Source organism: Pseudomonas capsici, from assembly GCF_017165765.1.
GTDB classification, from domain to species: Bacteria; Pseudomonadota; Gammaproteobacteria; order Pseudomonadales; family Pseudomonadaceae; genus Aquipseudomonas; species Aquipseudomonas capsici.
Window position 1 is genome coordinate 635,069 of record NZ_JAFGZD010000001.1, and the last position, 12,108, is coordinate 647,176.

Consider the following 12,108-nt stretch of genomic DNA (forward strand, 5'->3'; position numbering starts at 1 on the left):
GGCATCCCTTGCTCGCTGGAATACCCCATGAAACGTGAAGCTCAGCAAAAATACCTCCCTTGGGTCACCGGCATGGCACTGGCCATGGCAGTAGCTCCCGCGATGGCCGAAACCACGACCCGCCTGGGCACCGTACAGGTCGAGGGCGTGCGCGAAGCCGATCCTCAGCAGCCGCCTTCGTCAAAGCGCGAGCTGAGCGGCAAGACCCTTGAGCAGCAAGGTATCTACCGGCTTGAAGACCTGCAACAAGTGGCTTCCGGCCTGGATGTGGCCACAGTGGATTCCTACGACACGCGCATGACCATCCGGGGTGTGGGCGATGGCGGCGGAACGGAAATCAACATCGGCATGCCCAGCAGCGTCGGGCTGTTTCTCGACAACGTTTACCTGAGTCGGCCGGGCATGATGTCCAACGACCTGCTGGATATCGAAAGCGCCGATGTGCTGAGCGGTCCCCAAGGCACCCTCAAGGGCTTCAACACCACGGGCGGTGCGGTGGATATCCATAGCCGCAAACCCACTTTCACCCCGGAAGGCTCTTTGCGCCAGTCCATCGGCCAGCGCGGCTATACCCAGACCCAGGCGATGTTCTCCGGGCCGTTGGCCGACACCCTGGCCGGTCGCATCAACCTGTCCCATACCGAAAAGGGCGGTTACATCAAGAACATTTACACCGGCCATGATCTGGGCGGCAGCAATCAGGACGGCATTCGCGGGCAGTTGCTCTGGCAACCGGCGGACGATTTCAGCCTGCGGGTAATCGCCGATTACAACAAGGCGACCAGTGAGCCGGTATCCGTACTGGACAAGGCCAATACCGTCAACGGCACGGTGCCTTATCTGAACCGCACGGCGCTGGTGGGCGCGACGGTGATCGGCGGTGGCTACAAGGTCAACGCTGACGATGAAAACCAGGCGTATGTACGCCAGGGCGGGCTGTCGGCGGAGGCGAACTGGACACTGGCCAACGGTTACAACCTGCGCTCGGTGTCGTCGTTCCGTTATTTCGGCTTTCAGCCCAACAACACCGATGCCCTGAATATTCCCTTGTATTCAGGCAGTGGCGCAGACGTGCGCGACCGCATCTGGTCTCAGGACATTCGTCTGGATTCACCCAGGGGCGAGCTTTTCGACTACGCCATCGGGGCCACCTACTGGGGCGAGAACCTGGACACCTTTGCCCACGATTACTACGCAGCAGGCACTCGCACCACGCAGTATTACGGCAACACGTCCAACACCGGCAAGACAGTAAAACGCTGGGGCGAGATCAATGACACCGTATTTTCGCTCTATGCCCAGGGGACGTTGCACGTTACCGAGAAGTTCGATATCACCGCCGGGCTGCGTGACAGCTACAACAAGAAATCCGGCTCGTTCCGGCGGGTCAACAAAAACGATTTCGACTCTGGAGAGTTGAACCAATACAGCCAGTTGCCCGCCGGGATGCTCAACTTCAGCTATTTCTTCATGCCTGACCTGCAAGGCTATTTCACCGTGGCCTATGGCGAGAAGGCCGGTGGATTGAACGTGTCCTCGGGGGCGGCCAGCACCGCCGGTTTCGATAGCCTGCTGATCGAACCTGAGGAAACCCTTGGCAGCGAACTGGGGCTCAAGAGCCACTGGCTCGACAACCGTGTGACGGTAGATGCGGCCTTGTTCTGGTCGAAGGTGCGTAAATTCCAGACCACTGCCTATGACCTGGAAAGCCAGAGCAGCTACCTGATCAACGCTGGCACCATGCAGTCGCGTGGCCTGGAAACCAATCTGATCCTCAAGCCGCTGGACGGCCTGAGCATCAACTTCAACGGCACGTTGCTGGACAACACGTATCTGGACTTCAAGGGCGGCAGATGCCCGGCCGAAGTGACGCTTGCGCCCCGTCCGCCAGCCTCCTGCGACTTGACCGGCAGCCGAGTGTTCCGCTCGCCGAAACTCACCTACAACCTGAGCAGCCGCTACGAGTGGCAGGCATTCGAGGGGCTGGAGGCTTTTGTCGCCGGGCGCTATTCGTATCGCACATGGGCCTATGGCACCGTGGACAACTCCGAATTCACCCGTATTCCGGGCTACGGCCTTTTGAGTCTGTCCACCGGCCTGAGTGGCAAATACAACGAGGGCACCTGGAATGCTTCGTTGTGGGCCAATAACGTCACGGACAAGCGTTATTACCGCTCACTGAATGCTGGCGACTATGGCTCGGCCTTTGGGGTGGTGGGGGAGCCGCGTACCCTGGGCATGACCGTTGGCTACGACTTCTAAAGGCCTGACCGATGAGCAGATTTCTACTTGATCGCCGCAGCTTCATGCGCGCCGGTGCTGCACTGACAGGCTCCGCGCCCTTTGTCGGCAGCGCTCTGGCTGCAAAGCCGGCCCCCAAGGCCGAGGCCCGACTCGGGTGGCTGGGCAAGCAAACACCGGTGTCGTTCGGCGGCGTGACCTGGGGCACGCCATGGCCCTGGGGACAGGTCGCCGCAGGCAGCCAGTTTCAGATTCACGGCAGCGATGGATCGACACCGCCATTGCAAAGCTGGCCGCTGGCCTACTGGCCCGACGGCAGCCTGAAGTGGACCGCCCATGCCATGGGGCCGCAACAGGGCGTTGCAGGGTATTACGATCTGCGCCCGAGCCGTATTGCCGCATCTGAAGGACGTGCGCTGGCCAGTGAAAACGATGAGCAGATCCGCATCGATACTGGCGTGCTGCAATGCGTGATTGCCAGACAGGGCGCAAACCTGCTGCGCAGCGTCAGCCGCAAAGACCGCCTCACGCTGCAGAATGGGCATCTGCTGTTGCAAGTCCAGGGCGATCCGGATCAGCCCGCAACGCCGATCCGCCAGTACCGCAGTGAAATACAGCGCGCCGTGCTGGAACAGAATGGCCCGGTTCGGGCGGTGGTGGCCCTGCACGGCACCCATCGTCTACAGAACGGCGACGGGACCTTGCTGCCTTTCATTGTGCGTATCTATGCCTACGCCAACAGTGAAAGCCTGCGTCTGATTCATACCTTGCTGATCGATATCGATGAGCAACATGACTTCATCAGGGGCGTGGGGCTGCGTTTTGATACGCCGCTTGATCAACCCTTGCATGACCGGCATGTGCGCTTCGTCGCTGCCAACGGCGGGGTTTTTGCCGAAGCGGTGCGCGGCCTGACCGGTCTGCGCCGCAATCCGGGTGACGGGATCATGCGCGCTCAGACAGAAGGCAAAAGCACTGGTCCTGTGGAAGGATTTGCGCCCGAAGTCGCCAAGCGACTGCAGTACATTCCCGCGTTCGGCAGTTATCGCTTGCTGCAGGCGCACCCGGACGGTTTCCAGATCAGCAAGCGCACGGCGTCCGGCCAGAGCTGGCTCAACAGTGCTACCGGGCAGCGGGCGGCGGGCGTGGGTTATATCGGCTCACCTCAAGGCGGTGTGGTATTTGGCCTGCGCAATTTCTGGCAGAGCTACCCGGCGCAGCTGGATATCGAAGACGCGCAGACCGAAAGGGCACAGGTCACCGTCTGGCTGTGGGCACCTCAGGCCGCACCGATGGACCTGCGCAGCTACCACGACGGCATGGGCCAGGACAGCTTCGTCAAACAGCGCGAAGCTCTGGAAATCACCTACGAAGATTATGAGCCCGGCTTTGGTACTCCATCGGGCGTCGCACGGACCAGTGAGCTGGAATTGCAATTCGTGGCTGGCACACCCAGTGGCGCAGTGTTGCAACAGATTGCCCAACGCATTCAAGAGCCGCCTCTGCTGCTGGCTTCACCCGTGCGTTTGCATGCTGCCGGCGTGTTCGGCCCTGACTGGGCTCCGGTCAGGGAAGAGAGCGGTCGCAGGCAGCAGATCGAGCAACAACTGGCGTGGTATTTCGATTTCTATCGTGACGAAGTCGAGCAGCGAAAGTGGTACGGGTTCTGGGATTATGGCGATGTGATGCACACCTATGACGAGCAGCGGCATGTCTGGCGCTATGACGTGGGTGGCTTTGCCTGGGACAACTCGGAGCTGAGCACCGACCTGTGGCTCTGGTACTACTTTTTGCGCACCGGCCGCCAGGATGTATTTCGCATGGCTGAAGCCATGACCCGTCATACCGGGGAAGTGGATGTGCATCATATCGGGCGTTTTGCGCCACTGGGGTCGCGGCATAACGTCCAGCACTGGGGCGACAGTGCGAAACAGTTGCGTATATCCACGGCAGCCAATCGCCGGTTTCTGTATTACCTGACCGCCGATGAACGCATCGGTGATTTGCTCCATGAGCAAGTGGAAGCCTTGCGCACCCTGTGCGAAGTAGTGCCCGGTCGCAAGATCGGTCAGCAGCGCGACCCTCGCGACGGTTACGCCAGCATCACATTCGGCACCGATTGGGGAGCCATCGCGGCGGCCTGGCTGACCGACTGGGAGCGCAGCGGCGATCCGGCCATGGCGCGTCGTCTGCTCAACAGCATGGAAACGATTGCCGCGCAGCCCCATGGTTTTTTCACCGGCCTTGGCAACATGCAGCTGGACAGCGGACGCTTCGATATCGACACCAGCGGCAAGCTGTCGGTGTCGCACTTGTCTGCGGTATTCGGTCTGGCCGAGATCTGTAGCGAGCTGTTGCAGCTTTTGCCCTCGGCCAGTTTCGAGCGCGCCTGGCTGGATTACTGCCGGTTGTACAACGCTCCGGCGGCAGAGCGGGAAAAAGCCCTGGGCGCACCACTGGCTAATCTCAATCTCGCCCAGGGTCATGCACGCCTGACGGCATTCGCGGCCTATCGATTGCGTGACCGTGGCTTGAAAGATCGGGCCTGGAAGGAGTTCTTCGGTGGCTCGGGCGGCATCCCTGAACCCAACCGAAGCCTGCATGTCGTGCAGCCACCTGACGCTCTGTATGCGTTGAATGAGCCCGATCCCGTGTCGGTCATCGATGAGCATTCCGGAACATCCGCTGCTGCCAATCTATCGACCAATGCCGTGGCCCAGTGGGGGCTGACCGCGATTGCCTTGTTGGCGCTGGATAACTAGACGGTTCTTTATTCATCTGTTTCGAGACTGTATTCATGCCTCACCCGAACGTTGCATCCATCGCGCCTTCCTGCGCGGTGCTCCAGGATGATTTCCAGACCTTCAACACTCGACTCTGGAGCGCCGAAACCGAATTGCCGGAGCAGTCCCGGATCTGGGCCGAACAAGGCCGCCTGATCATGGATACCCGCGCCGGAATGACCGTCTGGCTGCGCCAGCGCCTGAGCGGAACCTACCGCATCGAATTCCTGCGCCAGGTTCTCGTGGCAGGGCAGGTCAACGATCGCCTGTCGGACATGAACGTCTTCTGGGGTGCCCATGATGGAGAGGCCAGCGAATTGATCGAGCGTGACGGCGTGCTGGAATCCTATGATTCGCTGGCTACCTGGTACGTAGGCATGGGCGGCAATACCAACACCACCACTCGGTTTCGTTACTACGACGGTCAGGGCAATCGTCCGTTACTGGACGAGAAACTGGACGCTGCCCATCTGTTGGAAGCAGGGAGGATTTACCGGATTCGTATCGACGTGACCTCTTCAGCGACCCGTTATTGGGTCGATGAAGAACTGTTGTTCGAGCAAGCGCTCGATGCATTGCCGATTGCCGGCTATTTCGGTCTGCGTTCGGTCTGGTCGCGTCAGGCAATCAGCCGCTTCAGTGTGCAAGCCCTGTAAGGGGCAGATCGGCGAGTTCGTCTTGTGGCGGATTCGCTTCCAGAGCCTGCATCGCCTGATCCGCCTCATGAAAGGCATCGATCAGGTTCTGTGCCAGGAATGACAGCTTGTAGCCGGCACGGCTGACAATGCCGTAGTGAGTAAAGAATTCCGGTGCCTGCGGGTCCAGCCCCGTCACGTTGAGCAGCTTGAGGCCCTGACGCAGGTAAGGGTTATTGCGGCTGACGTTGGTGGTGCCAATGGCATCGGAGTGCTGGATGACACTGATCAGGCTGTAGCCGTTATCACATTCGATGCTGGTCTGGAAATCCGGTCGTCCGCTGAGTTCAACCAGTGCCTTGCGCAGATTGGGCGGGCGCACGGTGCCTGCCAGGGGATAGCTGAACAATTGTTCCACGCTGACTTCATCGAACGCTGCCAGAGGATGTTCGCTACGGCAACAGAAACCCCAGCGATGCTGGCTGAGCAGCTCCACCCGGTAATCCGGGTCGTGCTCGAAATTGCGGGCGTCGGCAACGAAGAACTCGCATTCCTCGGCCAGCAATCGCTGTCCAAGAGCCTGCCAGTTATCAACATGAAAACGCAGCCGGACCTTGGGCAGCTTCCGGGTGAAAAGCCCCAGTGCCTGAGGCATCAGCCAGGCCGCCGGAGCAGGACCACAGGCGAATGACAACTCGCCGTCCTCGTTCTCGTTGAATTGATGCACCGCATTGATCAGGTCATGGGCATTGCCCACCATCAGCCGTGCGTGCTCCAGCACGATCAGGCCTTTCTTGGTGGGTGCCAGGTTGCGGGTTCGATCGATCAGGCGGGTTCCGAAACTCTGTTCAAGCGCTTGAATACTGCGACTGAACGCCGACTGGGAGAGACTGACAGACTCGGCGGCAAGGCCGAAATTGCGATACTCCACCAGGGCGATGAAGTGCCGCAGTTGACGTAGATCCAGATGCATTGGTGGCCGTGATAGCAGGGAACAGGCGTGTGACTCTGCCGGATTTTCGTGGCATTTAAAAAGAATTAAAAACGCCAGTTCAATCGTATTCGGGCATAAAGCGATCAACGCTCATCAGTTGCGAAAATTGACGTAACATCGCCAGTCGATCGTGCAGCCAGAGACTGCGTATGAGTCACGAAGGAAGATGACAGGAGCGAAACAGTGAGCAGATTTCCCGGCGACTTCCTCTCGCTCAATGATTTTGAACAGGCCGCCCGGAGCATTCTGCCAAGACCGTTGTATGCCTATGTCAGCGGAGCGGTTGAAGACGAATGCTCGCTCAGGTTGAATCGTCAGGCCTTTGCCGAGTATGCGTTTCAGCCACGCTTTCTGATCGACGTGTCGAAGCGCGATCAGAGCGTGACCCTGTTTGGACAGACCTGCAGCAGCCCTGCGGGCATCGCTCCGATGGGGCTGTCCGCACTGACCAGTTACCGTGGTGATATCGTCATGGCCCGGGCGGCTCAGGCACGCCGGATGCCTTGCATCATGAGCGGATCATCGCTGATTCGTCTGGAGGAGGTGATGGAGGCGGCTCCCGACACCTGGTTTCAGGCATACCTTCCGGGTCACAGCGAACAGATCGAGGCGTTGATCGAGCGGGTTGCCAGGGCCAGGGTCAATACGCTGGTTATCACGGTCGACATGCCCGTGCCCTCCAACCGTGAAAACAACATCCGTGCCGGATTCTCGACACCTCTGCGGCCCAGTATTTCGCTGGGCTGGCAAGGCGTGACACACCCGCGCTGGTTGTTCGGTGTGTTCATGCGTACCTTGCTGAACCACGGCATGCCGCATTTTGAAAACAATTACGCCACACGCGGCGCACCTGTAATGTCCCGTAATGTGCTCAGGGATTTTTCGGATCGTGGCCATTTGTGCTGGGAACACATTGCAGCCGTGCGCAAGCGCTGGAAGGGCGCGATGGTACTCAAGGGCATTCTCAGCCCGCATGATGCCCTCAAGGCCCGGCAGCTTGGCATGGATGGTGTGATTGTCTCCAATCATGGTGGACGTCAGCTGGACGGCAGTCTTTCACCCTTACAGGCGCTCCCGGCCATTGTCGATGCTGTCCCGGACCTCACGGTCATGCTGGACAGCGGCGTGCGACGCGGAACCGACGTACTCAAGGCCATGGCATTGGGTGCCAAGGCCGTGTTCATTGGCCGGCCATTCAATTACGCCGCGGCTGTCGCCGGGCATGCGGGCGTAGCCCATGCACTGAAGCTGATCCATGATGAAATCAGCCGTGATATGGGAATGCTGGGTATTACACGTCTGGAGCAATTGACTGCGCAGTATCTGTTCAGACTGGGCACATCCGGCAGCCTGCAAGCGCTTTCAGGCCAAACGAGCATGTCAGCACCCCATGTCCTCGATTGTGGGAAAGCGCCTGCAGGGGCTTGATAGCACGAGCATGGATGCTGGCGCTTCTATACATATTTCAATTGGTTATTTATCGCTTGATAACCCGTCCATTAGGCTATATGCCATTCCGTCTCTCTTGATGACATCGTTTATCGCAGTGTGACCCGTACGCGGCCTGCTTTTCTCTGATTCCTTGTATTGAGTTCGCCATGAAAGTGCCCGTAACGGTCCCTCGGGATCCCTTGGTCAGTACCCGTGGGCTGGGCAAGTCATTTGGTTCAAGCCGGGTCCTGCAGGATATCGACCTGGATCTTTATCCCGGTGAGGTCGTGGCTTTGCTGGGCGCCAATGGTGCCGGCAAATCCACTCTGGTAAAGATCCTGTCCGGCAGCCATAGCCATGATGCGGGCCAGTTGCAGATGGAGGGCAGGGCGTGTGGTTTTAGTTCCCCCCATGAGGCGCGTCGTGCTGGCATCGTTGCCGTTCACCAGCAGGTTGACGAGGCGGTGGTGCCGGGTTTCAGCGTCGCCGAGAATCTGGTGCTGGATGAACTGTGTCAGCCACAAGGCTCCATCTGGAGCAGGCGGCGACACCTTCATGAGCGGGCTGCACTGATCGCCGCAGGTCTGGAGTTGCAGCTTCCGCTGGACGCCGCTATCGAAAGCCTCGGTACGGCTGAGCGGCAACTGGTGGTGCTGGCTCGTGCGCTGGCGCTCAAACCCAGGCTGCTGGTGCTGGATGAGCCCACGGCTTCTTTGTCGGCTACCGAGGCTGAGCGTCTGTTCAAATTGATCGATGTGTTGCGTGGACGCGGGGTCGGCATTCTCTACATTTCCCATCGCCTGTCAGACCTGCAGCGCATTGCCGACCGGGCAATCGTGTTGCGCGACGGACGCCTGGCGGGCGAGTTCGCGGCTCCACTGGATCTTGCCGCTGCCGTGCAGGCCATGCTCGGCAGTGAACTGGCTCCGGTTGCGCACCAGCAGACAGAACCAGGCCGTGAGGTTCTGCGGGTGCGTGGCTGCCAGCTCAGTGACGCCAGTAAGACTTTCGATCTCAGCCTGCACGAAGGCGAAGTGGTCGCCATGACCGGCTTGCTGGGTGCAGGCAAAAGCGAGATCGCTGAACTCTTCTACGGCCTGCGCAAGCCTGTGGCAGGTGTCATCGAACTGGATGGCCAGCTCTGGTCACCGCAGTCGCCACGGGAAGCCATTGCGGGCGGTGTGTTCATGGCCAGCGAGGATCGCGTCCGTGGTTCGCTGGTGCCGGGCTTTTCCCTGAGTCGAACCCTGACCCTGCCGTTTTTGCCGCGATTCAGCCGTGGTGGTTTTATCAATGCCGGTGCAGAACGCGAGGCAGTGCAGGAGCAGATACAGACCCTGGGCATCAAGTGTGCGGGTCCCGATGTGTCGATGGAGACGCTTTCCGGCGGCAACCAGCAGAAAGTGGTGCTGGGTCGCTGGCTGTTGGGCAATGGTCGCCTGCTGATTCTCGACGAGCCGTTCCAGGGCGTGGATATCCGCGCTCGCCGGGAGATCGGCACGCGGATTCGTGCCAGTGCCGGTCAGCGCGCCACGCTGGTGATCTGCTCCGACCCCGATGAAGCGCTGGAAATTGCCGACCGGATTCTGGTGGTACGCGATGCCAGTGTCGTGGCCGACTGTCCGTGTGCCGGTCTGCAACGCGAGCAACTCGTGGCTCATATGGCGGGCATAGCCCCGCAACCTCCTGTCAACCCTTTACATCCTCAAGGAGCGGCGCTTGTCTGAGTCGATTTCTTCAAACGCCCTGAAGCCCCGGCCATGGGAGTCATTGCTGCGTTTCACCATTCACTACGGGCTGTTGCTGCTCCTCGCGTTGGTGGTCGTGCTGTTTTCGGTGCTGGAGCCTGCATTCCTGCGGGTCGGCAATCTGTTCATCATTCTGCAATCGGTGTCCATCGTGGCGCTGCTGGCATTGGGGGTGACCCTGAGCATGTCAGTGGGCGGGCTTGATCTGTCCATCGGCGCGGTGGCTGCCATGAGCCTGATGTGCGCCAGCTATGTGATGGTGGTTCTGGACTGGGGACCGCTGCCGGCAATCTTCATCAGTCTGTTTTGCGGGGCACTGGTGGGTTTGCTCAACGGGTTTCTGATCGTGCGCATGGGCATCCCCGACATTCTTGCGACCCTGGGCAGCATGTTTTTGATCATTGGCCTGCAACTGATTCCCACCGGTGGGCGTTCCATTGCCGTCGGTATGACCCTGCCCAACGGCGACGAGGCTTCCGGCAGTTTCAGCGCGGCCTTCCTGGCAATTGGCCGCGCCCGGCTGTGGGACACCGTGCCGGTGCCTGTGTTGATCATGCTGGTGGTCGCTTTTCTGGTCTGGGGCTTTCTGGAACTGACCCGTTTTGGCCGGGTGTTCTATGCCATCGGTGGTAACGAGCGGGCCGCGCGGCTTGCCGGTGCTCCGGTGGAAAAATACAAACTGCTGGCCTACGTGCTCTCGGCGGTGCTCGCATCGCTGGGCGGGCTATTGCTGGCTGCCCGGCTGGGGCGTGGCGATGTCAGTTCCGGCAATGGTCTGGTGCTGGATGCGTTGGGCGCGGCGCTGATTGGTTTCGCGGTGCTCGGTGCCCGCAAGCCCAATGCGTTTGGCACGCTGGTGGGCGCATTGCTGGTCGCAACCCTGCTCAATGGCCTGACCATGCTCAATGCGCCTTACTACACCCAGGATTTCGTCAAGGGCGCGGTACTGGTCCTGGCGCTGATGTTTACCTTCGGCCTCGCGCAACGGGCGCGTTGAGCCTCACTCTCAGAGAAGGAATACTCGATGCATCGATTCATCACTCGCGGGCTGCGACGCCTGCTCGCGGCTACGCTGGTCGCTTCCCTGGCCACAGGTGCCAGCGCTGCCGGAATTGCCGGGGCGCCTGCGCCGTTCGACAAGGGCGGAGTCAATATCGCGCTGGTGGGCTATCTGTTCTCGGGGGATTTCCCCGAGGCTTACCTGCGTGGCGTCGAGAAACAGTCCGAAGCGCTGGGCATAAACCTGCGCCTGTTCGATGCCCGGCAACAGGCGGCGACCCAGCGTGAGATGCTGGAGCAGGCCATCGACCTTGGCGTGGATGGCATCATCGTGCAACTGGGCCTGGCCGAAACCCTCAAGGACACCGTGGCCAAGGCCGTCGCCAAAGGCATCAAGGTGGTCGCGTTCGATATCGATCTGGGCAATCCGCAAGTGACCCAGATCGAACAGGATCACCATCAACTGGCACGTCTGGCGCTGGACCAGGCGCTCAAGGACAACGGCAACGCATTCAAGGCGGGCTATGTGTTCATCGGCGGTTTCACACCGATGGAGCGTCGCGATGAAATCTGGCGGCAGGTCAAGGCGGACAATCCCGGTATTGTCGAGAAGGCCCGTTTCGGCACTCTCAACCCGCCCATCGCCAACTCGGTGGGGGATCAGGCCAGTGCCGTGCTGCGCGCCAATCCCGGTTTGCAGGTGATTTTTGCGCCTTTCGATGAGTTCGCCAAAGGGGCCAAGATCGCGGTCGATGAGGCTGGCCTTGGCAAGCAGATCAAGATCTATAGCGCCGACATCTCCACTGCCGATATCCAGATCATGAAAGAGCCCGGCAGTGCCTGGGCTGCCACCGCAGCGGTAAACCCGGAAGTGGCAGGCGCAATCAGCGTACGCAGCCTGGCCATGCGTATTGCCGGTGAAGATCCGGGAGCACGTGTACTGGTGCCTCCGACCCTGATTACCCGCCAGCAATTGCTGGATCTGGATGTGAAGAATGTCCGCGATCTGGCGAAAAAAGTACCGGCATTCGGTGATGCGGCAGGTGTCGCACGTTCGGCCTGGATTCCGTTGGCCAAATAAAATGAATATCTTTCGCTCCTGCCTTGTGGGAGCGGATTTATCCGCGAAAGCCTGTTTAACTGTTGCCTGCCCAACAACTAATGTTGCAGGGAGAACAGTATTGAAGGCCGATATAACCTAAGTATTATTGGTTCTTTGGCATTGATTGCCGCCTCGTCTAATGTCCTGTCTTCAAAGGGTTTTATTGGCTCTTTGT

Annotated in this window: 8 protein-coding genes; 7 read left to right on the forward strand and 1 reads right to left on the reverse strand. The window is 59.8% G+C overall.

Features of this window, described 5'->3' with window-relative positions:
• Positions 1 to 27: 27 nt before the first annotated feature.
• Genes JSY17_RS02655 through JSY17_RS02665 form a run of 3 tightly spaced genes read left to right on the forward strand, consistent with a single transcriptional unit; the run spans position 28 to position 5,680 of the window.
• A complete protein-coding gene (locus tag JSY17_RS02655) occupies positions 28 to 2,262 on the forward strand; it encodes a TonB-dependent receptor (protein ID WP_206401376.1) in 2,235 nt (744 codons plus the stop codon).
• An 11-nt stretch (positions 2,263 to 2,273) separates the two neighbouring features.
• Complete coding sequence (locus JSY17_RS02660) at positions 2,274 to 5,003, forward strand: exo-rhamnogalacturonan lyase family protein (RefSeq protein ID WP_206401377.1); 2,730 nt, start codon at positions 2,274 to 2,276, stop codon at positions 5,001 to 5,003.
• Positions 5,004 to 5,038: 35 nt separating this feature from the next.
• Positions 5,039 to 5,680, forward strand: coding sequence for a DUF6250 domain-containing protein (locus JSY17_RS02665; protein ID WP_206401387.1), 642 nt, complete (start codon positions 5,039 to 5,041; stop codon positions 5,678 to 5,680).
• Here the strand turns inward: JSY17_RS02665 and JSY17_RS02670 are convergent.
• Positions 5,661 to 6,632 (reverse strand): LysR family transcriptional regulator, encoded by a 972-nt coding sequence (locus tag JSY17_RS02670; protein ID WP_117163352.1) that lies wholly within the window; start codon positions 6,630 to 6,632, stop codon positions 5,661 to 5,663. The genes JSY17_RS02665 and JSY17_RS02670 overlap by 20 nt on opposite strands.
• Before the next feature lie 204 nt (positions 6,633 to 6,836).
• On the opposite strand from JSY17_RS02670, the gene JSY17_RS02675 reads away from it, so the two are divergent.
• The 4 genes from JSY17_RS02675 (at position 6,837) to JSY17_RS02690 (ending at position 11,912) form a co-directional block, all read left to right on the forward strand.
• Complete coding sequence (locus JSY17_RS02675; protein WP_206401389.1) at positions 6,837 to 8,081, forward strand: alpha-hydroxy acid oxidase; 1,245 nt, start codon at positions 6,837 to 6,839, stop codon at positions 8,079 to 8,081.
• A gap of 170 nt (positions 8,082 to 8,251) precedes the next feature.
• Entirely contained in the window at positions 8,252 to 9,811 is a 1,560-nt protein-coding gene (locus JSY17_RS02680) for a sugar ABC transporter ATP-binding protein (RefSeq protein WP_206401392.1), read from the forward strand.
• Positions 9,804 to 10,829, forward strand: coding sequence for an ABC transporter permease (locus JSY17_RS02685; protein WP_117163349.1), 1,026 nt, complete (start codon positions 9,804 to 9,806; stop codon positions 10,827 to 10,829). Before JSY17_RS02680 ends, JSY17_RS02685 begins: the two co-directional genes overlap by 8 nt.
• A 27-nt stretch (positions 10,830 to 10,856) precedes the next feature.
• Positions 10,857 to 11,912: a substrate-binding domain-containing protein gene (locus JSY17_RS02690; protein ID WP_206401393.1), complete on the forward strand. Its 1,056-nt coding sequence runs from the start codon at positions 10,857 to 10,859 to the stop codon at positions 11,910 to 11,912.
• Positions 11,913 to 12,108 lie beyond the last annotated feature (196 nt).